This is a genomic window from Streptomyces sp. NPDC056361 (assembly GCF_042262805.1).
Taxonomy (GTDB): Bacteria; Actinomycetota; Actinomycetes; order Streptomycetales; family Streptomycetaceae; genus Streptomyces.
Genome location: NZ_JBHJQI010000111.1, coordinates 1 through 22,534, shown reverse-complemented (window position 1 = coordinate 22,534; position 22,534 = coordinate 1). Strand labels below are relative to the sequence as shown.

Annotated in this window: 20 protein-coding genes; 15 read left to right on the top strand and 5 right to left on the bottom strand. The window is 72.8% G+C overall.

Annotation, left to right across the window (positions count from 1 at the left end; all coding sequences use genetic code 11):
* Positions 1-43: 43 nt before the first annotated feature.
* The 4 genes from ACFCY7_RS29050 to ACFCY7_RS29035 all read left to right on the top strand — a co-directional run bounded on the left by ACFCY7_RS29050 (position 44) and on the right by ACFCY7_RS29035 (position 4,248).
* Positions 44-568 carry a hypothetical protein gene (locus ACFCY7_RS29050; protein ID WP_376489024.1) on the top strand — a complete coding sequence of 175 codons (525 nt, stop codon included), beginning with the start codon at positions 44-46 and terminating at the stop codon, positions 566-568.
* The gene (locus ACFCY7_RS29045) at positions 546-1,838 is read left to right on the top strand and encodes an ABC transporter substrate-binding protein (protein ID WP_376489023.1); all 1,293 of its coding nucleotides are present in this window, start codon (positions 546-548) and stop codon (positions 1,836-1,838) included. Before ACFCY7_RS29050 ends, ACFCY7_RS29045 begins: the two co-directional genes overlap by 23 nt.
* Before the next feature lie 77 nt (positions 1,839-1,915).
* Complete coding sequence (locus ACFCY7_RS29040) at positions 1,916-3,190, top strand: glycosyltransferase (RefSeq protein ID WP_376489022.1); 1,275 nt, start codon at positions 1,916-1,918, stop codon at positions 3,188-3,190.
* Positions 3,191-3,261: 71 nt separating this feature from the next.
* A complete protein-coding gene (locus tag ACFCY7_RS29035) occupies positions 3,262-4,248 on the top strand; it encodes a helix-turn-helix transcriptional regulator (RefSeq protein ID WP_376489021.1) in 987 nt (328 codons plus the stop codon).
* Here ACFCY7_RS29035 and ctaD read toward each other — a convergent pair.
* Complete coding sequence (ctaD, locus tag ACFCY7_RS29030) at positions 4,187-5,899, bottom strand: cytochrome c oxidase subunit I (RefSeq protein ID WP_376489029.1); 1,713 nt, start codon at positions 5,897-5,899, stop codon at positions 4,187-4,189. The two genes, ACFCY7_RS29035 and ctaD, sit on opposite strands and share 62 nt — an antisense overlap.
* 309 nt (positions 5,900-6,208) lie before the next feature.
* On the opposite strand from ctaD, the gene ACFCY7_RS29025 reads away from it, so the two are divergent.
* Positions 6,209-6,424 (top strand): I78 family peptidase inhibitor, encoded by a 216-nt coding sequence (locus ACFCY7_RS29025; protein WP_376489020.1) that lies wholly within the window; start codon positions 6,209-6,211, stop codon positions 6,422-6,424.
* A gap of 69 nt (positions 6,425-6,493) precedes the next feature.
* On the opposite strand, the gene ACFCY7_RS29020 is transcribed toward ACFCY7_RS29025, so the two are convergent.
* Positions 6,494-7,390: a phosphatase PAP2 family protein gene (locus ACFCY7_RS29020; protein ID WP_376489019.1), complete on the bottom strand. Its 897-nt coding sequence runs from the start codon at positions 7,388-7,390 to the stop codon at positions 6,494-6,496.
* Positions 7,391-7,797: 407 nt separating this feature from the next.
* Between ACFCY7_RS29020 and ACFCY7_RS29015 the strand changes: the two genes are divergently transcribed.
* Positions 7,798-9,618, top strand: a complete 1,821-nt coding sequence (locus tag ACFCY7_RS29015; protein ID WP_376489018.1) for an MFS transporter — start codon at positions 7,798-7,800, stop codon at positions 9,616-9,618.
* Positions 9,619-9,660: 42 nt separating this feature from the next.
* Here ACFCY7_RS29015 and ACFCY7_RS29010 read toward each other — a convergent pair whose 3' ends face one another.
* Positions 9,661-10,095, bottom strand: a complete 435-nt coding sequence (locus ACFCY7_RS29010; protein WP_017241572.1) for a cell division protein SepF — start codon at positions 10,093-10,095, stop codon at positions 9,661-9,663.
* A 311-nt stretch (positions 10,096-10,406) separates the two neighbouring features.
* On the opposite strand from ACFCY7_RS29010, the gene ACFCY7_RS29005 reads away from it, so the two are divergent.
* Entirely contained in the window at positions 10,407-11,690 is a 1,284-nt protein-coding gene (locus ACFCY7_RS29005; protein ID WP_376489017.1) for a DUF5685 family protein, read from the top strand.
* 37 nt (positions 11,691-11,727) lie between these two features.
* Here the strand turns inward: ACFCY7_RS29005 and ACFCY7_RS29000 are convergent, their stop codons facing one another.
* Together ACFCY7_RS29000 and ACFCY7_RS28995 are read right to left on the bottom strand one after the other, a co-directional pair.
* Positions 11,728-12,705 (bottom strand): ABC transporter substrate-binding protein, encoded by a 978-nt coding sequence (locus tag ACFCY7_RS29000; RefSeq protein WP_376489016.1) that lies wholly within the window; start codon positions 12,703-12,705, stop codon positions 11,728-11,730.
* Entirely contained in the window at positions 12,702-13,181 is a 480-nt protein-coding gene (locus ACFCY7_RS28995; RefSeq protein WP_376489015.1) for a GNAT family N-acetyltransferase, read from the bottom strand. The genes ACFCY7_RS29000 and ACFCY7_RS28995 overlap by 4 nt, the downstream gene beginning before the upstream one ends.
* A gap of 537 nt (positions 13,182-13,718) precedes the next feature.
* On the opposite strand from ACFCY7_RS28995, the gene ACFCY7_RS28990 reads away from it, so the two are divergent.
* The 8 genes from ACFCY7_RS28990 to ACFCY7_RS28955 all read left to right on the top strand — a co-directional run bounded on the left by ACFCY7_RS28990 (position 13,719) and on the right by ACFCY7_RS28955 (position 22,483).
* On the top strand, positions 13,719-14,567 hold the full coding sequence (locus ACFCY7_RS28990; protein ID WP_376489014.1) for an amino acid ABC transporter permease: 849 nt from the start codon (positions 13,719-13,721) through the stop codon (positions 14,565-14,567).
* Complete coding sequence (locus tag ACFCY7_RS28985; protein ID WP_376489013.1) at positions 14,564-16,369, top strand: FAD/NAD(P)-binding protein; 1,806 nt, start codon at positions 14,564-14,566, stop codon at positions 16,367-16,369. Before ACFCY7_RS28990 ends, ACFCY7_RS28985 begins: the two co-directional genes overlap by 4 nt.
* A 178-nt stretch (positions 16,370-16,547) precedes the next feature.
* On the top strand, positions 16,548-17,444 hold the full coding sequence (locus tag ACFCY7_RS28980; protein WP_376489012.1) for an amino acid ABC transporter permease: 897 nt from the start codon (positions 16,548-16,550) through the stop codon (positions 17,442-17,444).
* A complete protein-coding gene (locus ACFCY7_RS28975) occupies positions 17,441-18,250 on the top strand; it encodes an amino acid ABC transporter ATP-binding protein (RefSeq protein WP_376489011.1) in 810 nt (269 codons plus the stop codon). Before ACFCY7_RS28980 ends, ACFCY7_RS28975 begins: the two co-directional genes overlap by 4 nt.
* Before the next feature lie 114 nt (positions 18,251-18,364).
* Positions 18,365-19,339 carry an ABC transporter substrate-binding protein gene (locus tag ACFCY7_RS28970; RefSeq protein WP_376489010.1) on the top strand — a complete coding sequence of 325 codons (975 nt, stop codon included), beginning with the start codon at positions 18,365-18,367 and terminating at the stop codon, positions 19,337-19,339.
* Positions 19,340-19,368: 29 nt separating this feature from the next.
* Positions 19,369-20,391, top strand: coding sequence for an LLM class flavin-dependent oxidoreductase (locus ACFCY7_RS28965; RefSeq protein ID WP_376489009.1), 1,023 nt, complete (start codon positions 19,369-19,371; stop codon positions 20,389-20,391).
* The gene (locus ACFCY7_RS28960) at positions 20,388-21,698 is read left to right on the top strand and encodes an NtaA/DmoA family FMN-dependent monooxygenase (RefSeq protein WP_376489008.1); all 1,311 of its coding nucleotides are present in this window, start codon (positions 20,388-20,390) and stop codon (positions 21,696-21,698) included. Before ACFCY7_RS28965 ends, ACFCY7_RS28960 begins: the two co-directional genes overlap by 4 nt.
* Entirely contained in the window at positions 21,695-22,483 is a 789-nt protein-coding gene (locus ACFCY7_RS28955; protein ID WP_376489007.1) for a DUF1684 domain-containing protein, read from the top strand. Before ACFCY7_RS28960 ends, ACFCY7_RS28955 begins: the two co-directional genes overlap by 4 nt.
* Positions 22,484-22,534: the final 51 nt, after the last annotated feature.

The following is a 22,534-nucleotide window of genomic DNA, read 5'->3' as shown; positions in this document are numbered from 1 at the left end:
CCCACTCTGGAAGCATCAGTCCTGCGGTGCGGAGCGACACCCGGTGGTGAGCCAGATGGTCCTCGTACGACGAGGTGGGCGCCCCCGCCTCGCGGCCCTCGCGGCCGCCGCCGTCCTGGTGCTCGCCCCCGCCGTCGCGGCCTGCTCCGACGGCGGGAACGGCGGATACGACGGCGGGACGTCGTCCGCGCCGTCCTCGGCGGCCGTCGGACCCGACGATCCGGTCGCCGCCAAGGCGGAGATCACCAAGAACTGGACGGCGTTCTTCGACCCGAAGACCCCCGTGGCCGAGAAGGCGGCGCTCCTGGAGAACGGGGAGCAGATGCGGCCGGTCCTGGCCGCCTTCGCCGGCGACAAGAACGCGGCCATGACCTCGGCGAAGGTCACCGGGATCGCGTTCACCTCCGCCACCGACGCGAACGTCACCTACGACCTGCTGGTCGGCGGAAACCCGGCCCTGTCCGGCTCCCAGGGCACCTCGATCCTCCAGGACGGCACCTGGAAGGTCTCCGTGAAGACCCTGTGCGGCCTGGTCGAGCTGAGCGGTGTCACCGTTCCGGGCTGCTGAGGCGGTCGCGGCGCTGCTCCTGGCCGCGCTGCTCGCGCTCCTGGCGGGGTGCGGCAGCCGGCTCCCGGAGCGCGCCTTCGAGACGCGGCCCACCGCCACCCCCTCCGGCGGTGAGCCGCTCCGCGTCGGGATCATCACGAGCGCCACCAGCCCCGTCGGCGGCGAGGCGTTCACCGGGCCGCGCGACGGAGCCCGCGCCTACTTCGACGCCCTGAACGCGCGCGGCGGCCTCGACGGGCGCCGGATCGAGGTCGAGACCTGCGACGACGGCGGCAGCGGCGTCGGCGACAACGCGTGCGTGCACCGGCTGCTCGACGAGCGCCGGGTCTTCGCCCTCGTCGCCACCACCGCCCTGGACTACGCGGGCGCACCGCTCGTCGCCCGGGCCGGCGTCCCCGACGTCGGCGGGCAGCCCCTGACGCCCGCGTACGACACGTACCCCCACCTCTACGGGATCTACGGCAGCTCCGCCCCGCGCACCGGCGGGAAGCCCGGCTGGGACGGGACGCTGTACGGCGGCACCGAGGTCTACCGCTGGTTCGAGAAGGAGAAGGGCGCCAGGACCGCCGCCGTCGTCTCGTACAACCAGGCCGCGTCCACCGCGTACGCCCGGCTGATCGCGGACGGGCTGCGCGCCGAGGGCTACCGGGTCGTCGACGAGCAGGTGGACTTCGCCCTGCCCAACTTCCGCGCGGTCGCCGCCGATCTGCGCGACCGGCACGTCGACGTCCTCTTCGACGCGATGGACACCCACGGCAACGTGCGGCTCTGCGAGGCGATGGAGACGCTCGGGGTACGGGTCGCCGCGAAGGTCACCAACGTGCAGAACTGGTCCTCTACCGTCGCCCGCGACTACGCGCGCGCCCCCGGCTGCCGGAACGCCCTGTGGGTGACGGGCGCCAGCCGCAACTACGAGGACACCGGGCACCCCGCCGTCCGCGAGTTCCGCGCGGCCATGGGGCGGCGGCCGCTCTCCCAGTGGCAGTTGGAGGGATGGGCGGCGGCCATGTGGTTCACCGACGCGGCCCGCTCCTGCCTCGCCGGGGACGGCCTCACGCGCGCGTGCGTCGAGGAGTTCGTCACCCGCCCGGAGCCGTACACGGCGCGGGGACTGCTGCTCCCCGTCCGCTTCGAGCACCTGGACCGGCCACCCGCCACCCGCAACACCTGTCTGTCCGTGGCCCGTTGGGAGGACGGCCGGGGCTGGGTGAGCCAGGGCGAGATGACGCGGAACTGCGCGACCGTGCCCCAGCTCGGCTACCGCCCGTGAGGACCCGCCTTTCCGCCCCGGCAGTACAGTCACGGGCGACCGAACGAAATGACTGACCGGGGGGAACCGGCGGCGCCATGCGTATTTCCTTTCTGCTCCACAACGGCTATCACTACGGCGGCACGATCCGGACCACGTTCACGCTCGCCGAGCAACTGGCGGACCGCCACGAGGTCGAGATCGTCTCGGTGTTCCGCCACCGCGACCGCCCGCTCCTGGGCCTGCCCTCGGGGGTGACGCTGCGCCACCTCGTCGACCTGCGCAAGGACAGCCCCGGATACGACGGCGACCACCCCGACTTCCACCGCCCCGCCGTGGTCTTCCCGCGCGGCGACGGACGCTGGAGGCAGTACAGCGCGCTGACCGACGCGCGGATCGGGGAACACCTGGGCGGGGTCGAGGCCGACGTCCTCGTCGCCACCCGGCCCGGACTCAACGTGCACCTCGCCCGGCAGGCCCGGCGGGGGCCGGTCCTCATCGGGCAGGAGCACCTGATACTGGACGGCCACACCTACCGGCTGCGCCGGGACATCGCCCACGAGTACGCGCTCCTCGACGCCGTCACGACCGTCACCGAGGCCGACGCCCGCGCCTACCGGAAGCTGGACCTGCCCGGCGTGCGCGTCGAGTCCGTGCCCAACAGCGTGCCCGCGCCCGCGGTGCCGCCCGCCGACCCCGCGGCGAAGACCGTCGTCGCGGCCGGCCGGCTGACCCGCGTCAAGCGCTACGACGTCCTGATCGACGCCTTCGCCGAGGTGGCGGCCGACCACCCCGACTGGAAGCTGCGGATCTACGGCACCGGCGACGCCGTCCAGGACCTCAAGGGTCCGCTGGCCCGCCGGATCGAGGAGCGGGGCCTCGGCGGACAGGCCTTCCTCATGGGGTCGGTGACCCCGATGGAACCGGAGTGGGCCAAGGGCTCGATCGCCGCGGTGACCTCGCAGCGGGAGTCCTTCGGCATGACGATCGTGGAGGCGATGCGCTGCGGCCTCCCGGTGGTCTCCACCGACTGCCCGCACGGGCCGCGCGAGATCATCGAGGACGGGGTCGACGGGCGGCTGGTGCCGGTCGACGACACCGCCGCGTTCGCGCGGGCGCTGCGCGGTCTCGTCGAGGACGACGAACTGCGCGCCAAGACCGCGCGGGCCGCGCTCGCCGCCTCCGAGCGCTTCGACCCGGACCGGATCGCGGCCCGGCACGAGGCGCTCTGGACGGAGCTCGTCGCCCGGGGCGCGAGCCGGCGCACCCACTCCGCGGGACGGGCGGCGATCCACCGCGCGGTGGGCCGGGTCGTCGACGCCGTCTACGCGCAGAAGGCGAGGGCCGGCCGGATCGTGCGCCGCTTCCGCTGACACGGAAGACCGCCCCGGGGGCCGGGGAACGCGGACCGTAACTGTCCGCGAGGGCTGGCAGACTCGGGGACATGTTGGAGACCTCCGCACGACTGCTGCGTCTGCTCTCGCTGCTCCAGGCCCACCGGGAGTGGTCGGGACCCGATCTCGCCGAGCGGCTCGGGGTGACCGCGCGCACCGTCCGGCGGGACGTCGACCGGCTGCGGGAGCTCGGCTACCCCGTGCACGCCAGCCCCGGCACCGGCGGCGGCTACCAGCTCGGGGCCGGGGCCGAGTTGCCGCCGCTGCTCCTCGACGACGAGGAGGCGGTGGCGGTCGCGGTCGGTCTGCGCGCCGCCGCGGGGCAGGGCGTCGAGGGCATCGGCGAGAGCTCCGTACGCGCGCTGGCCAAGCTGGAGCAGGTCCTGCCGGGTCGGCTGCGGCGCCGGATCTCGGCGCTCAACGCCTTCACGGTGCCGATGATGCGCACCCCGAGGGAGCGGGTCGACCCGGCGGTCCTCACCGAGCTGGCCAACGCCTGCCGGGACAGCGAGCGGCTCCGCTTCGCCTACCGCGACCACGGCGGCGCGGCCACCCGAAGGACCGTCGAACCGCACCGCCTGGTGTGCACGGAGCGGCGCTGGTACCTGGTCGCCTGGGACGTGGACCGGGACGACTGGCGCACGTTCCGGGTCGACCGGATCGAGCCGACACCGCCGCACGGCCCCCGCTTCCCGCCCCGCGAGCCGCCGGCCGACGACCTGGCGGCCTATGTCTCGAAGGGCGTGTCGAGCACCGCGTACGCGGCGGAGGCCACGGTCCGGCTGCTCGTGCCGCTCACCGAGGCCGCCTCGGTCGTCGGCCCGATGGACGGCACCCTGGAGGCCGAGGGCGAGGGGAGCTGCCTGCTGCGGACCGGGGCGCACAACCTGGACGTGATGGTGGTCCACGTGTCGATGATGGGCCTCGACTTCGAGGTGGTGGAGCCGCCGGAGCTCACGGACCGGGTCCGCGCGCTCAGGGACCGGTTGTCCCGTGCTCTGGACCGGACGGAACGCCGGTCGGCGGGGGGCTCGTGATCCGCATCCGCTCGTAGTCGGCGAACTCCGGGTGGTGCAGGTCGAAGGCGGGCGCCTCGGAGCGGATCCGCGGCACGGCGTCGAAGTTGTGCCGCGGCGGAGGGCAGGAGGTCGCCCACTCCAGGGAGCGCCCGAAGCCCCACGGGTCGTCGACGTCGACCTTCGCGCCGTACCGCCAGGTCCGCCAGACGTTGTAGAGGAACGGCAGGGTGGAGGCGCCGAGCAGGAAGGCGCCGATCGTCGACAGGGTGTTGAGGGCCGTGAAGCCGTCCGCGGCCAGGTAGTCGGCGTACCGCCGGGGCATGCCCTCCGCGCCGAGCCAGTGCTGCACCAGGAACGTCAGGTGGAAGCCGGTGAACAGGGTCCAGAAGTGGATCTTCCCGAGCCGCTCGTCGAGCATCCGGCCGGTGAACTTCGGCCACCAGAAGGAGAAGCCGGCGAAGGTCGCGAAGGCCACCGTGCCGAAGACCGTGTAGTGGAAGTGCGCCACGACGAAGTACGAGTCGGTGACGGGGAAGTCCATCGGCGGCGAGGCGAGGATCACCCCGGTCAGCCCGCCGAAGAGGAACGAGACCAGGAAGCCGACGGACCACAGCATGGGGGTCTCGAAGGAGAGCGAGCCCCGCAGCATCGTTCCGGTCCAGTTGAAGAACTTCACGCCGGTCGGCACCGCGATGAGGAACGAGAGCATCGAGAAGAACGGCAGCAGCACCGCGCCCGTCGCGAACATGTGGTGGGCCCAGACCACCACCGAGAGGCCGGTGATCGCCATGGTGGCGGCGACCAGCGTCGTGTAGCCGAAGATCGGCTTGCGGGCGAAGACCGGGATGATCTCGCTGATGATCCCGAAGAACGGCAGCGCGATGATGTAGACCTCGGGATGGCCGAAGAACCAGAAGAGGTGCTGCCACAGCAGCGCCCCGCCGTTCTCGGGCTGGAAGACCACGGAGCCGAGGCGCCGGTCGGCCTCCAGGACGAGCAGCGCCGCCGCGAGCACCGGGAACGCGACGATCACCAGGACCGCGGTGAACAGGACGTTCCAGGTGAAGATCGGCATCCGGAACATGGTCATGCCCGGCGCCCGCATCCCGACGATGGTCGCGAGGAAGTTGACCGAGGTCAGGATGGTGCCGAAACCGGAGAGTGCCAGGCCCATGATCCACAGGTCGACGCCGGCGCCGGGGGAGCGCTCCAGGCTGTTGAGCGGGGCGTACGCGGTCCAGCCGAAGGCGGCCGGGCCGGTCGGCGTGAGCAGCGAGCCGACCACCATCAGGCCGCCGAAGAGGAACAGCCAGTACGAGAACATGTTGAGCCGCGGGAAGGCCACGTCGGGCGCGCCGATCTGGAGCGGCACGAGTTCGTTGGCGAAGCCGGCGAACGTGGGCGTGGCGAAGAGCAGCAGCATGATCGTGCCGTGCAGGGTGAACGCCTGGTTGTACTCCAGGTTCGAGACGAGCTGGAGTCCGGGGCGGGCGAGCTCGGCCCGCATCAGCATCGCCATGAGCCCGGCCAGGAGGAAGAAGAGGAACGCGGTGGCCAGATAGAGGTGGCCGATTTTCTTGTGGTCGGTCGTGGTGGCCCAGTCGATCAGGATGCGGCCGTGCCGCTGCCGGGTCGATTCGGCGGTCGCGGTCGCTGTCCCGTTGCCCATCGCTGCCTCCGGCTCGCCGTCCTCCCGGCTCCGCGTCTCCGGGCGTTCGGTCAGCGTAAGCATTCTGTAAGGGAACAGTGGGCGGCTCGCGTGCGCGTCGCCGCCGCAATTCGGCGCGGGAACACGGGAACGGGAAATTGCGTATGCCCGGTCGGCCGCTCCCTCGGGCTTCACGGGAACTTCCGGACGGTCTTCGGAATTGCCGGAGAAACGGCCGGAAATGGCCCCTTCGAGTGACGCCCGGCGTGTCAAACATATGTCGAGAACTTGTGACACAAGCGTGACCGCCAAGGGACTAACGTGAGGTCCATGTCACCCACATCACGCACTCCCGAACCGCCCCGCGACGCTCCCGAGTCCTATGTGGGCCTCGACGCGGAAGGCGCCGAGCAGCTCGCCAGGGCGCGCGGCTGGAGGGTCGTCAGGTCCCTGCCGCCCGGCTCGATCGTCACCATGGAGTACCTGTCCGGGCGGATCAACTTCGAGGTCGAGGACGGGTCCGTCACCCGCTGCTGGCTCGGCTGACGGCACCTCACCGCACACGGAAGGGCCCCGGCCGATGTGGCCGGGGCCCTTCTCGTACGGCGTGAGGCGTCAGCCGCGGGTCGCCGGGGCGCGCCGACCGCCGGCCACCCCCACGGGCTCGCGGACCGGCTCGCGGGCCGGCTCGTCGGTCCCGGACGGACGCGGCGGGAAGAACCCCGGGCGCGGGCCTCCGGAGGCCACGGGCAGCGACGGCACGAGACGGCGGCGGTCCCGCAGCCGCTCCCGCGCACGGTCCCGTGCGGCGAGGATCCAGGACTCCACCACGGCGAGGAACGGCTCGCACCACGGCAGCGCGAGCAGGACGAGGAGTCCGGCGGCCCAGCCGAGCAGGACGTCGCTCAGCCAGTGCGTGCCCAGGTAGACGGTGGTGAGGCCCACGCCGAGCGCGACCACCGCGGACAGCGCGGACAGGTAGCGCCGGGCCCGCGGGGTGGTCGCCAGGTAGGCGAGGATGCCCCAGGTCACGACCGCGTTGGCGGTGTGACCCGAGGGGAATATGTCGCCGCCGGCGAACAGCTCGGCGGAGCCGACCTGGGTCGCGTAGTGGGGGCCGAGACGGCCGAGTCCGAGTTTGACCGCGCCCACCGAGACGTTCAGCAGCAGGAGGGCGGCGCCGAGACACAGCAGCGGCCGCAGGGTGTGCTGGCGCCAGGAGCGCCAGCCCAGCCACGCGGCCACCATGACGGCCGTGGGGCCGCGCTGACCGAGGACGACGTAGTAGTCGAGGAATCCGTGGATCTCGGGCCACTGCTGGTACGGCCGGAAGAGCATGATCTTCCAGTCGAGGGTCACCAGCCAGGTCGACAGCAACACGGCCACGACGATGGCGAGATAGAACGCCGACGTCCCGCCGAAGAGGGCGAGACGCGTGCGGGTCATCCGCGGGACCTCTATCTTCGGCGGTTCCGGCTCCCGGTCCAGCCGGGCAAAGATGTCGGTACGCACCCAATCGACGTTACAGGGAGTGAGAAGCAGACCCGGTCGTTCCGGTGCCTTCGTGATGACCATGTGATGTGGAGTAGGTCTCAGTGAGTGGTCTATTCCAGACGTCCGTCGGTAAATCAGATGACCTTCCTCCCTATTGTCGTAGGGGTCGATTTCGGAAGAGTGTTTGAACGCGAAGGAATTTCCCCAAACAGGCGTCCGTACGGAATTCCATGCGACGCGCGGACCCCCCGGAGTGGCGTACGCCACACCCCGAGGCCCGCCGGGGTGAGAGCTGCACCACGCGCTCGGGGCTTGAACTCGCGTACGCTGACGGCTCGCTCGCCCGTCGATGCCGGGCCGCCCCAGGGGCATACGCCCTGGTCCGGGGCCCGCCGAGCGCGAGAGCTGCACTGGGAGGTACGCACATGTCGTGGACGAAAACGGCCCAAGGACTCCGTGCCGCAACAACCGGCAGGGGCACCAACCGCTGGGTCGTCCTCGTCGTCCTCTGCGTCAGCCTCCTGCTGGTCGCCCTCGACGCGACCATCCTCCACGTCGCCGTCCCCTCGCTCACCGAGGACCTGCGCCCCAGCTCCACCGCGCTGCTGTGGATCGTCGACGCCTATCCGCTGATCTGCGCCTCGCTGCTGATCCTCTTCGGCACCCTCGGGGACCGGGTCGGACGACGGAGGGTGCTCCTCCTCGGCTACGCGCTCTTCGGCATCGCCTCGGCCGTCGCCGCCCTCGCCACCGAACCCTCGGTCCTCATCGCGGCCCGCGCGCTGCTGGGCGTCGGCGGCGCGATGATCATGCCCGCGACGCTCTCCATCCTCCGGGCGGTCTTCCCCGACCGGCGGGAGCGCGCCACCGCCATCGGCATCTGGACCGCGGTCGCCGCGGTCGGCGCCGCCACCGGACCGGTGCTCGGCGGCTTCCTCGTCGAGCACTACTGGTGGGGCTCCGTCTTCCTCATCAACATCCCGCTGATGGCACTCATCCTGCCGCTCGGCCGCCGGCTCCTCCCCGAGTCCCGGGGCGGCTCCGACGGCCCCTGGGACGTCCTCGGCGCGCTCATGGCCGCGGCCGGCGTCCTCGGCTGCGTCCTCGGCGTCAAGCGCGCCGGGGCGGGCGATCCGCTGCTCGCCCTCCCGACCGCGGGGCCGCTGCTCGTCGGCGCCGCGCTCCTCGTCCTCTTCGTACGGCGGCAGAAGCGGCGCCCGCACCCGCTGATCGACCTGCGGCTGTTCTCCCGGGCCGCCTTCACCACCTCGGTCGGCTGCATCGTCATCGGCATGCTGGCCCTGGTCGGCCTGGAGCTCATCGCCGTCCAGTACCTCCAGCTGGTCCTCGGGCTCAGCCCCCTGGAGACCGGCCTCCGGCTCCTCCCGCTCACCTTCGCCGCCATGGCCGCCGGCGCCACCGGCTCGTACACCCTCCGCAGGATCGGGCCGCGCCGGATGGTCGGCTGGGGCTTCGTCCTCACCGCCGCCGCCGTGCTGCTGCTCACCCTCATGGGACAGGACGACCGGCCTCTGCTGCTCACGGTGGGCTTCGTGCTGCTCGGCTTCGGCCTGCAGACCACGCTCTTCTCGGCGTACGAGTCGATGCTCAGCGAGGCCCCGCCGCAGAGCGCGGGCGGAGCGGCGGCGATCGGCGAGACCTCGTACCAGCTCGGCGCCGGCATGGGCATCGCCCTGCTCGGCAGTGTGATGAACGCGGCCTACGCGCCCGGGCTCGCGGGGGTCCCCGGGGTGCCCGCGGAGGCGAGCCGGGCCGCGGCGAACTCGCTCGGCGAGGCCTACAAGGTCGCCGACCAGCTCGGCGGCACGGCCGGTGACGCCCTGCACCAGGCGGCCCGCCACTCCTTCGTGAACGGCCTGCACGTCACGCTCTGCGTGAGCGCCGGACTGCTCCTCATGGGCGCGTTCATGGCCCGGCGGCTGCCGCGGGTGATGGACTGCCCGCTGGACCAGGACGCACCGGACGCGGACGGCGTCGACGCCTTCGGGGCGCCGGAGGTCGCGAGGACGGCGGTGGCCCCTGAGCGCGGGGACCTGGCCGCAGAGCTCGCCGGGACCGCGGACTCCGCCGCGGCGGGGCTCCGTGGGACGCCCGGTCTCGCCGGGGCGGACGTGGTGTCCGTCGGGGCCTCGGAGCGGTCCGAGTGCCCGGAGTCGTCCGAGCCGCGGGTGCCCGCGACCCGGGAAGCGATCGAGCCCGCCGGCTCGGGGCGCCCGGCGCACTGACCCGATCGCCCGGGAGGCGCGGTGCCGGGCCGGCGGGCCCGGTCAGCTCTGGTTGAAGAAACCGTCCTGCCGACGCCGGCCCGACTCGCCGGTGACGATCTGGGTGTCGGCGGGGGTCAGCAGGAAGACCCGCGTCGCCACCCGCTCGATCGAGCCGCGCAGGCCGAAGGCGAGACCGGCGGCGAAGTCGACCACGCGCTTCGCGTCGTTGCCCTCCATCGCGGTCAGGTTCACGATCACCGGAACGCCGTCCCGGAAGAGCTCGCCGATGCTCCGGGCGTCCCGGAACCCGTCCGGGGAGACGGTGGCGATCCGGCGGCCCCGCTCCTCGGCGGTGTCCGTGGCGACCCGGACCCGGGGGTCCGTCACCCAGGCGTCGCCGCTCTCGGCACCGTCGGCGTACTCGTCGTCGTAGTAACGCTCGTCGTTGTCCTCGACGAGTCCCAGCCAGGCACTCGCCTTGCGCACCGATCCCATGGACGCCTCCTTTCAGCGCGGTCACTTGTGGTTCCGCAGTACCCATCGTCGTCCATGATGCGGATCGCGCGCCAAGTGGATAGGCGCCGCGCAGGGGATTCGTGACGGTACTGGTGCAGAACGTGAGGGACGTTTCCTGGCGATTCGTCAGGAAACTTGCGGTATGCGGGCCCTGAAGGAGGGCCATGTTGCTGAAAATATGAAAGTCGGGCCGGACGGGTGACGGTGGGCGCGTACGGGTGAACGACCCCGCTCGCTACGATGCCGCGAGGCCGCTCGGCCGCACGTCGCACAGTCCACGGGGGAGTCTCTTGTTCGGAATCGTCAGGCCCTGCACGCACCGGCTCACCGACGGTCTGAAGGTCGAGTGGATGGCCCACCTCTGCGGCCTCTGCCTGGCGCTCCGCGCGGACCACGGGCAGTTCGCCCGGGTCGTCACCAACTACGACGGCCTCATCGTCTCGGTTCTGACGGAGGCTCAGACCGGCGCCGTCGCGAGCGGCCGCCGCACCGCGGGCCCCTGCCCGCTGCGCGGCATGCGGACCGCACCCGTCGCCCAGGGCGAGGGCGCCCGGCTCGCCGCCGCCGTCTCGCTGGTCCTCGCCTCGGCGAAGGTGCGCGACCACGTCGCCGACCGGGACGGCCTGTTGGCCCGCCGGCCCGTCGCCGCCGCGGCCCGCCGAGTCGCCCGCTCCTGGGACAGGGCCGGGGCCAGGACCGGCCGCGCGCTCGGCTTCGACACCGCCGTCCTCGTCGACGCCGTCGACCGCCAGACCGGCATCGAGACCCTCGCGGGCCCCGGCACCCCCCTGCTCACCGTCACCGAGCCGACCGAGACGGCGACCGCCGCCGCCTTCGCGCACACCGCCGTCCTCGCCGGCCGCCCGGGCAACGCGGCACCGCTCGCCGAGGCCGGCCGCCTCTTCGGCCGCCTCGCCCACCTCCTCGACGCCGTCGAGGACCAGGCCGCAGACGCGGAGAGCGGCGCCTGGAACCCGCTCACCGCCACCGGAACCTCCCGCGAGGAGGCCCGCCGGCTCGCCGACGACGCCCTGCACGGCATACGCCTCGCCCTGAAGGACGCCGAGTTCGCCGACGGCAAGCTCGCCCACGTCCTCCTCGCCCACGAACTCCGCACCTCGGTCGACCGCGCCTTCGGCACGACCAGCTGCTCGCACGGGGCACCGGGACAGGGCGCGCCGCACGGCCACGGCCCGGTGCCGGGCAACCCGTACGCCACTCCCGGCGGCCCGGTGCCCGGCAACCCGTACGCGCCCGGTCCCGGCGGCCCCGCCGGTCCCGGCGGTCCGTACGCACCCGGCCCCGGCGGTCCCGGTGGCCCCGGCGGGCCGCTCCCGCCCGGGCCGCCGAACCGGCGCGGGCTGATCGCCGGATGCGCCCTCTGGGTCGGCCTCGCCTGCACCTGCCAGATGTGCTGCGGCACCTTCGAGGACCCCTGGAGCCGCCAGCGGCGCGACGGGCTCTGCCAGCAGTGCGACCCCGGCAGCTGCTGCGACTGCTGCGACTGCTGCAGCAACTGCTCGTCCTGCTGCGAGGGCGACGGCTGCTGCTGCGACTGCGGCTGCGACTGCTGACGTACCGTCGGCGCACCCCGCCGGAACTCCCGTACCGCTACTTCGCCGGTGCCGGGATCTCCGGCGGGGAGATCTCGGACCGTGCGATGCCCGACCCCGTCACGCCCCACTTCCGCAGGATCCGGTCGTACGTCCCGTCCGCCTTCAGGCCGTTGACCGCGGCCTGGAAGGCGGGGGCCAGCGGGGTGCCCTTCTTGAAGGCGAAGCCGACGTCGAGCCGCCGGTACTCGTTGAGGAACTTCACGTTCTGCTGCTGGGTCACCGCGTACCGCACGCCGTTGATGGTGTTCATCACGACGTCGCTGCGGCCCTGCCGGAGCGACATCCAGATGGCGCCCGCCTCGCTGTAGACGTTCACTTCGTACGGCTTCCTGCCGGCCTCCGCGCACCGGCCCTTGTTCTTCTCCAGGGTCCGCTCGAAGGTGGTGCCGGCGTTCACGGCGACCTTCAGGCCGCACAGCTGCGTGAGGTCGGTGACGGCCTTCAGGGTGCTGTCGGACCGGGCGGCGAAGCCCTGGCCGTCGTTGACGTACGTGACGAAGTCGATGGTCTTGCGCCGCTCCTCGGTCACGCCGAAGTTCCCGGTGCCGACGTCGTACTTGCCGCTGCCGAGCGCAGGCAGGATCGCCTCGAAGCCCACCACCTCGCGCTTCAGCTCCAGACCGAGGGCCTTCGTCACCGCGGCCGAGAAGTCGGCGTCCACGCCCACCACGGTCGTGCCGTCGGGCAGGTAGGCGGAGCTCGGCGGGGTCGCGACCGAGGCGGCGAACGTGAGGCTGCCCCGCTGCCGCACGTCGGCGGGGAGCAGCTTCGCCGCCGCGTCGTTCTTCCGGACCCCCGACACCACGTCCTCGGTGGGGAGTCCGCCCTTCGCCGCGCCGGGCGCTCCCGACGCCCCGGCCGGGGAGGTCGCCGGATCGCCTCCCGTGCAGGCGGTGAGGGCGAGCGCGGCGGCGGTGATCAGGGCGAAGGCGACGGTGGTGCGTGCGGTGCCGGAACTCGTGCGCGTGCTCATGGCTTCGGGTTCTCCAGGAATTTCTCGAACGGCAGCGGGCCGATCGACTCGGGATCGGCGGTCACGTCGAAGAGCGGGCGGTAGCCGCTCGCCAGGTAGAGGCCCTTGGCCTCCGGCTGGCGCGGGCCGGTCGTCAGGTAGACCCGGGAGTAGCCGCGCGCGGCCGCCTCCCGTTCGAGCACGGTGAGGACGCGGCGGGCGAGCCCGCGCCTGCGGTGCGCCGAGTGCGTCCAGATCCGCTTCAGCTCGGCGGTGTGCTCGTCGTAGCGGCGGTAGGCGCCGCCCGCCACGGGCCGGCCCTGCTCCAGGAGGAGCAGGAACGCTCCGTGCGGCGGGGTGAACTCCGCCGCCGGATAGGTGGCGAGGTCGTGCGGCGACCCGTACCGGGTCGTGTACTCGTGCGCCAGCTCCTCGAAGAGCGGGCGCGCCAGAGGGTCGGTGGTCGTGGTCCGGTGCACGGACAACGCGAAGGTCATGACGGTCCTTCAGGGCGAAGGAGGACAGGGAAGGACGCCGGGGAACGGCGGGGCAAGGCAGAGGAGACGCCCGGGAAGGGCGAGGCAGGGCGGTTCGGCCGCCGGGGAACGGCGGGGCAGGGCACGGGAATGCAGGGGGAGGACAGGGGAAAGCCGGAAGAGCAGGGCGGAGCGAGGGGAGGGGAGGGCTCAGGCGCTCACGAGGGGCCTGGGTGTGAAGGCGCCGCGGAGGACAGCACGCGGGCGGGGCAGAGCAGGGGGTCGGCTCAACAGGAAGAGGACCACACGCGACCGAAGTCGATGTGGGAGCGCTTGACCAGCTGCTGCGGATGCATGGCCTCAGTGGAACAGGCATCCGCTTCCGCGTCAACCGCGATGAGACGTACGGCTCACAGTGCGGACAGCCTTGACAGCGGGCCGTGTTGACCGCATAGCCTCGAAGGGCGGATCGGGCTGAGGGGCCCGGTACCGCACACCACGCGTGTGAAGGCGCACCCCCGTGTTCGATCCACTCTCTGGCATCCACGGAGCCTTCGCATGTCCGCGACCCTCGTCAAGACGCCCTCCACGGCCCCGCCGGCCGAACCACCGCTCCGCGTCGTCCCCACCCGCCGTGCCGGGCAGTGGGCCGCCGCCGGCCTCGTCCTCGTCCTGCTCGCGCTCGGTCTCGTCTCGGTCGTCCGCAACAAGGCCTTCCAGTGGGACGTCGTCGCCCAGTACTTCACCTCCGCGTCCGTCCTGCGCGGACTGGGCCTCACCCTGTGGCTGACCGCCCTCGTCATGGCCCTGGGCTTCGTCCTCGGGACCCTGCTCGCCGTCCTCAGGCTGTCCGCCAACCCCGTCCTCCGCGCGGTCAGTTGGGGATACGTCTGGTTCTTCAGGTCCACCCCGATCCTGGTCCAGCTGCTCTTCTGGTTCAACATCGGCGTGCTCTACCCGCAGATCCTCGGCGTGAACACCGTCAACCTCCTCGGCCCGGTCGCCGTCGCCGTCATCGGCCTCACCCTGCACGAGGCCGCCTACGCCGCCGAGGTCGTGCGCGGCGGCATCCTCTCCGTCGACCGCGGCCAGATCGAGGCCGCCCAGTCCCTCGGACTCGGCCGGTGGCGCAGGCTCTCCCGGATCGTGCTGCCGCAGGCCATGCGCGCCATCGTCCCGCCGGCCGGGAACATGCTGATCGGGACCCTCAAGGGCACGTCGATCGTCTCCGTCATCGCCGTCCAGGACCTGCTCTACTCGACCCAGCTCGTCTACCACCGCACGTACGAGATCATCCCGCTGCTCCTCGTCGCCACGCTTTGGTACGTCGCCGTCACCTCGGTCCTCGGCATCGGCCAGCACTACGTCGAGCGGCACTACGCCCGCGGAACGGCCGGTGCCCGATGAGCCTCCGCCCGTCGATCGTCGTCGTGGGGGCCGGGCCGCGGGGGACCGGCTTCCTCGAACGGCTCGCCGCCAACCTGCCCGAGCTGTACGGCGACGGCCCGCTCGACGTCCACCTCGTCGACCCGCACCCGCCCGGCCCCGGCCGGATCTGGCGCACCGAGCAGTCCCCGCTGCTCTGGATGAACTCCCAGGCCGAGGACGTCACGATGTTCACCGACGAGACCGTCGAGCTCGAAGGCCCCGTCCGGCCCGGCCCCACCCTCGCCGAATGGGCCGGAATCGACGGCCGCACCTTCCCCACCCGCCCCCAGCAGGGCGCCTACCTGCGCTGGGTGTACGAGCGGGCCCGCGACGCCCTGCCCGCCGGCGTCACCGTCCACGAGCACCGCGCCACCGTCCTGCGGATCGGCGGCCCCCGCGAGGGACGCCAGCGGGTCTGGCTGGAGGGCGGCGCCGGCCCCCTCCTCGCCGACCTCGTCGTCCTCACCGTCGGGCACCTCGACGCCGAACCCGACCGCGAGCAGCGGGAACTCGCCGCCTTCGCCGCCCGCCACCGGCTCACCCACCTGCCGCCCGACTTCACCGCCGACACCGACCTCGGCGCGCTGCCCGCCGGCGAACCCGTCCTCGTCCGCGGCCTCGGACTCGCCTTCGTCGACCTGATGGTGCTGCTCACCGAGGGCCGCGGCGGCCGGTACGAGGGCGAGGGCGACGCGCTGGTCTACGTACCCTCCGGCAAGGAACCGGTGCTGTACGCCGGATCGCGCCGCGGGGTCCCGTACCACTCCAAGATCGGGTACGTCCTCGACGGCGAACGGCCGCCGCTGCCGCGCTTCTTCGGCACCGAGCAGACCGACGCGCTGCTGCGGAGGGCCGGGCCGATCGACTTCCGCGCCGACGTGTGGCCGCTCGTCGACAAGGAGCTCGGCTGGGCGCACTACCACCGGCTCTTCTCCACCCACCCCGAGCGGACCTCGCTCGCCTGGAGCGACTTCGAGGAGGCGTACGCGGCGGCGCCGCCGCTGGGGGCCGAGCTGGCCGCGGTCGTCGCCGCGGCCGTCCCCGACCCGGCCGACCGGCTCGACCTCGACGCCCTCGACCACCCGCTGGACGGCATCCGGTTCGCGTCCGCCGAGGCGCTGCAGCACGGACTGCGCGACTACGTCACCGACGACCTGAACCGCCGCCACGACCCCGCGCACAGCCCCGACGCGGCCGTCTTCGCAGGGCTGCTCTCCGTCTACGGCCAGCTCCTGCGGCTCGGGAAGCGGATGGACCCCGGCGGCTGGTGGCACGGTTTCTTCAGCTACCTCGCCTCCGGCCCGCCCGGGCCCCGGCTGCGGCAGCTCCTCGCCCTGTCCCGTGCCGGGATCGTGCGCTTCCTCGGTCCCCAGGTCACCGTCGAGACCGACGAGGAGCGCGGGGTCTTCCGGGCCTCGTCCGCCGCCGTGCCGGGGGAGTGGACCGAGGCCCGCGCCCTGGTCGAGGCCCGGCTCCCCGAGCCCACCCTGGAACTCACCGGCAGCCCGCTGCTGCGCGCGCTGTACGAGGACGGGGCCCGGGCCACCGCGAGCGGCCTCCTCGTCGTCGACCCCGCCGACGGCCGGATCCTGGAGCGCGACGGACGCCCGCACCCGCGCCGCTTCGCGCTCGGGCCGCACACCACCGCCCGTGTCGGCGGGGCGTTCACCCGGCCCCGCACCGGAGGGATCGCCTTCGGGCAGAACGACGTCACCGCGCGCGCCGCGCTGACCTTCCTGCGCGACCGGGAGTGTCGGATCCCGGCGCCGCTGAGCGCCTGACCCCACAGCGCCGAGCGCCTGCCCCGCACCGCTGGGCGCCTGCCCCGCGCCGCTGAGCGCCTGATCCCGCAATCCCGAGCGCCTGCCCCGCGCCGCCGGGGCGCGGTCCCGCACCGCGCCCGCCGAGCTCCCGACCCCGCGCCGCTCCTGCCCGTCCCGCCCCTTCCGAGGAACCGCCATGTCTCTCACCAGTGATCCGCCCGCCACCGCAACCGTCGCGAAGGACCCGCCCGGCGCACCGCCGGAGCCCGCCGCGCTCGTGGTCGTCCCGGTGCGCCATCCCTGGCGCTGGGTCGCCGTCGCCGCCACCGCCGTCCTGCTCGTGCAGTTCGCCCACGGGCTCGTCACCAACCCCGGCTGGGAGTGGGACGTCTTCGCCGCCTTCTTCACCACGGAGACGATCCTCCAAGCCGTCTGGGTCACCCTCCAGCTGACCTTCCACGGCACCGCCCTCGGCTTCGCCATCGGCATCGTCCTCGCCTTCATGCGCCTGTCGGCCAGCCCGTTCCTGCGGTCGGTCGCCTTCGCCTACATCTGGGCGTTCCGCTCCATCCCGCTCATCGTCCAGCTGCTCTTCTGGTTCAACCTCGCCTACCTGTACAAGGAGTTGAGCATCGGCATCCCCTTCGGGCCGAGCTTCCTCTCCTTCGACACGATGGGCCTGGTCGGCGAGATGGGCGCCGCGGTCCTCGGGCTCGCCCTGCACCAGGCGGCGTACGCGGCGGAGATCGTCCGGGGCGGCGTGCTCGCCGTGGACGAGGGCCAGCTGGAGGCGGCGGCCTCCCTCGGCATCCCCCGGCTCCGCCAGGTCCGGCGGATCGTGCTGCCGCAGGCGATGCGCTCGATCCTGCCCAACGCCGCCAACGAGATCATCTCGCTCTTCAAGGGCACCTCGATCGTCTCCGTCATGGCGATCGGCGAACTCTTCTACCAGGTGCAGGTCGTCTACGGCCGCAACGGCCGGGTCGTCCCGCTCCTGATGGTCGCCACCGCCTGGTACGTCCTGCTCACCACCGCGCTCTCCGTCGTCCAGCACTACGTCGAACGCCACTACGCGAAGGGGAGCGTCCGATGAGCTCCGTCACCACCGCCGACCCCGCGGCCGGATCCGCCACCGCCACCACCGCCAAGGTCGAGATCCGCGGCGTCCACAAGAACTTCGGTCCGCTGCACGTCCTGCGCGGCATCGACCTCGACGTCCGGGCCGGCGAGGTCACCGTCGTCCTCGGCCCCTCGGGCTCCGGCAAGTCCACCCTCCTGCGGACCATCAACCACCTGGAGAAGGTCGACGGCGGCACGGTCAGCGTCGACGGCGTCCTCGTCGGCTACCGACGCTCCGGGAACAAGCTGTACGAGCTGCGCGAGCGCGAGATCCTCAAGCAGCGCACCCGGATCGGCTTCGTCTTCCAGAACTTCCACCTCTTCCCACACCTCACCGTCCTGGAGAACATCACCGAGGCCCCCGTCTCGGCCCTCAAGCGCCCCCGCAAGGAGGCCGAGGCCGCGGCCCGGAGCCTGCTCGACCGCGTCGGACTCGCCGACAAGGCGGAGGCGTACCCCAAGCAGCTCTCCGGCGGACAGCAGCAGCGGGTCGCCATCGCCCGCGCGCTCGCCCTCGAACCGGGCCTGCTCCTCTTCGACGAGCCGACCTCCGCGCTCGACCCCGAACTGGTCGGCGAGGTCCTCGACGTCATCAAGGACCTGGCCGCCTCCGGCACCACCATGATCGTCGTCACCCACGAGATCGGCTTCGCCCGCGAGGTCGCCGACACCGTGGTCTTCATGGACGAGGGCCGGATCGTCGAGCAGGGGCCGCCGGCCGAGGTGCTGGACAGCCCGCGCCACGACCGCACCCGCGCCTTCCTCTCCAAGGTCCTCTGACCACTCCCCCCCCGCATTCGACCACTTCTCTCCCGCGTACCGACCTCACCTCACCTCACCTCACCTCACCTCGTCTCACCTCGTCTCGCCTCACCTCACCCAAGGAGCACCGTCATGAAGTCCCGCCGCACCCTCCTCGCCGCCCTCGCCTCGCTCACCGCCCTGGGGCTCGTCACCGCCTGCGGCGCGGGCGACGCCGCCGTCGACGAGATCAAGCCGGAGGGCCGGAAGGACACCGGCATCAACATCGGCCCCGACCAGAAGCGCGTCCACACCGCCAAGGTCGACGCCATCGCCGGGAAGCTCCCCGAGGCCGTCCGCAAGAGAGGCACCCTGGTCCTCGGCGTCTCCGCCAAGAGCAACCCGCCGCTCGCCTTCCGCGCCACCGACGACAAGACGCTGATCGGCGTCGAGCTCGACCTGGCCACCCTCGTCGCCGACACCCTCGGCCTGAAGCCCGAGTTCAACCCGGTGTCCTGGGAGAACCTCTTCGTCGGCCTGGACAGCGGCAAGTACGACGCCGTCTTCTCGAACGTCACCGTCACCGAGGAGCGCAAGGACAAGTACGACTTCGCCACCTACCGCCTCGACGACCTCGCCTTCGAGGCGAAGAAGGGCTCCGGCTGGACGGTGAAGGGCCCCGAGGACGTGTCGGGCAAGCGGATCGCGGTCGGCTCCGGCACCAACCAGGAGAAGATCCTCGTCGACTGGTCCCGGCAGAACGAGAAGGCCGGCCGCAAGGGCGTCGACATCAAGTACTACGACAACACCACCGACTACTACCTCGCCCTCCAGTCCGGCCGGATCGACGGCTACCTCGGCCCCAACCCCACCGTCGCCTACCACGTGGCCTCCGCCGGACAGACCGAGGCCGTCGGCAAGTTCTCCGGGGCGGGCGCCGGACTCCAGGGCAAGATCGCGGCCACCACGAAGAAGGACAGCGGCCTCGTCGCCGCCTACGCGGCCGCCATCGACCACCTCGTCGAGAACGGCACCTACGCCGAGGTCCTCAAGCGGTGGGGCCTGAGCAGCGAGGCCGTGCAGAAGTCCGAGATCAACCCGCCCGGCCTGCCCCGCACCAAGAACTGACCCTCCCCACCTGCTCCGAGAGAGACCGCATGACCAGCACACGACCGCTCCACCTCGCCGCCGAGCTCGCCCCGGGCTCCGGCCGGGCCGCCCCGGGCCCGGACACCGCCGCCCGTACGGTCGCGCTCGCCCGGCTCGCCGAGGCCGCCGCGCTCGACTTCGTCACCCACGACGACTCCTTCGCCCGGCCCGGCCTGGACGCCCTCGCCGTCCTCGCCCGGGTCGCGCCCGAGACCCGCTCCGTCGGCCTCGTGCCGACCGTGACCACCACCCACACCGAGCCCTTCCACGTCCAGGCCGCCGTCGCCACCCTCGACTGGGTGAGCCGGGGCCGGGCGGGCTGGCGGATCGAGGTGTCCCCGACCGGCGCCGAGGCCCGGCTGTTCGGCCGCCGCCCCGCCCCGCCGACCGCCGAGCTCTGGCAGGAGGCGGGCGAGGTCGCCGAGGTCTCGCGCAAGCTGTGGGACAGCTGGGAGGACGACGCCGAGATACGGGACGCGGCGACCGGCCGGTTCGTCGACCGCCGCAAGCTGCACCACGTGGACTTCCAGGGCGCGACCTTCTCGGTCAAGGGACCGTCGATCGTCCCCCGGCCCCCGCAGGGCAACCCGGTGACCGTCGTCGACGCCACCCGCCCGGCCGCCCGGGACACCGCGGCCCACCACGCCGACGTGGTCCTGGTCCGGGCCTCCTCCGCGGAGGAGGCCGCCGCCCTCCGCGCCGAGCTGCACCGGTCCGCCCGCGCCCACGGCCGGGACCCCGGACAACTGCGGGTGCTGCTCTCGCTGACCGTGGACCTCGACGCGTACGAGGGTGGGCCGGGGGCGCTCGCCGAGCTGATCGCCGGCTGGCACGGCGGCGGGGCGGTGGACGGCTTCCACCTCGTCCCGGCCGTGCCGGAGCGCGACCTGGAGCGGTTCGCCGCGGGGACGGCGACCCGGCTCAGGGACCGCGGCCTGTTCCGTTCGGCCTACGGGGGCGCCACCCTCCGCGACCACCTGGGGCTCGCCCGTCCGGTCAGCCAGTACGCGACGACCGGAGCGTCCGCATGAGCCGGGGCGGGCGGCGGATCCATCTCGCCGCGCACTTCCCCGGCGTCAACTCCACCACCGTCTGGGCCGATCCGCGGTCCGGTTCGCAGATCGACTTCTCCTCGTTCGAGCACCTCGCCAGGACGGCGGAGCGCGGTCTGTTCGACTTCTTCTTCCTGGCCGAGGGGCTGCGGCTGCGCGAGCACGCGGGGCGCGTCCACGACCTGGACGTCGTCGGCAGGCCGGAGTCGATCACCGTCCTGAACGCGCTGGCCGCCGTCACCGACCGGCTCGGCCTCGCCGCCACGGTCAACGCCACCTTCAACGAGCCGTACGAGCTGGCCCGGCGCCTCGCCTCGCTCGACCACCTCAGCGCGGGCCGGGCCGCCTGGAACGTCGTCACCTCCTCGGACGCCTTCACCGGCGAGAACTTCCGGCGCGGCGGCTACCTGGACCGGGCCGACCGGTACACGCGGGCCGCCGAGTTCCTCTCGACCGCCCGGGAGCTGTGGGACTCCTGGACACCGGACGGCGCCCAGCGGCCGTTCGCCCACAGCGGGCCGCAGTTCCGGATCGGCGGCGGGTTCACCGTCCCGCGCTCCCCGCAGGGGCATCCGGTCGTCATCCAGGCGGGGGACTCCGCCGAGGGGCGGGAGTTCGCGGCCTCGGCCGCCGACGTGATCTTCACCCGGCACTCCACCCTGGAGGCCGGCCGGGAGTTCTACGCCGACGTGAAGGCGCGGCTCGCCCGGTACGGACGGGCGCCCGGGGACCTGAAGATCATGCCGGGGGTGACCTACGTCCTCGGCGACACCGACGCCGAGGCGCAGGAGAGGGCCGCCGAGATCCGCCGGCAGCAGGTCTCCCCGCAGAACGCGATCATCGCCCTGGAGCAGGTGTGGGGCCGCGACCTGTCCGGCTACGACCCCGACGGGCCGCTCCCGGACGTCGACCCGGACCCCGAATCGGCGCTCGTCCAGGGCCGGGTGCGGGTCGCCGATCCGGTGGCGGTGGCGCGGAGGTGGCGGGCGCTCTCGGAGGCGAAGGGGCTGTCGATCCGGCAGACGGTCATCGAGTCGTCCGGCCGGCAGTCCTTCGTGGGCTCCCCGGCGACGGTGGCGGCGGCCCTGGAGGAGTTCGTCGCCGCGGACGCGGCCGACGGCTTCATCCTCGTCCCCCATCTCACCCCCGGCGGCCTCGACGACTTCGTCGACCGGGTCGTCCCGCTGCTCCAGGAACGCGGGGTCTTCCGTACGGAGTACTCCGGCACCACGCTGCGGTCGCACCTCGGTCTTCCCGCGCCCGTATGGAAGGGTCGGACGCCATGAGCACGGATCCACGGCAGGACTGGCAGCACTGGCACGAGCAGCGGGAGGCCGCGGTCTCCTCCTCGTACGGCCCGCTCTCCCTCGCGGGCACCCACTGGCTCTCGGACGTCCCGGAGGGGCGAATTCCGGCCGTTCCCGGCGAGTGGCGGGAGGGCGGCGACGAGGTGGTCCTGACGGCGGACGCCGGGGACGGGCTGACCGTCGACGGCAAGCCCTTCGCCGGCACGGTCCGGCTGGGCGCCGACCACGGCCCGATCCACGAGTCCCGGGTGGAGGCGGCGGGCCGGCGGCTCGTCGTGCTGCGGCGCGAAGGGCTCTGGGCGGTACGGGACTTCGACCCCGGAGCGGAGGCGCGCCGCGCCTTCCGGGGCATCGAGGCCGCCCCGTACGACGAGCGCTGGGTGGTGCCCGGCACCTACCGGCCGTACGAGGCGAAGCGCAACGTGCGGGTGGAGAACGCCGACGGCCGGGAGCGTGGCCTGGGGCTGACCGGCGAGCTCTCCTTCGAGCTGCACGGCGGGGAGCACACCCTCCAGGTGGCCGTCGAGGACGACGGCACGCTGTGGGCGGTCTTCGCGGACGCGACCAGCGGCCGGGACAGCTACCGCTTCCGTTTCCTGCGGCCGGCGGTCCCGGCGGCGGACGGCTCGGTGGCGGTGGACTTCAACCGGGCGCTGCTGCCGCCGTGCGCCTTCGCCGACCACTTCCTCTGCCCGTTCCCACCGCCCGGGAACACGCTCGACACCGCCGTGCCGGCGGGGGAGCGGCGGCTGAACCCCGCCTGACCGGGGCTTCCCGCGGACGTACGGACGAAGGGCGCCCCCGGCCGGACGGCC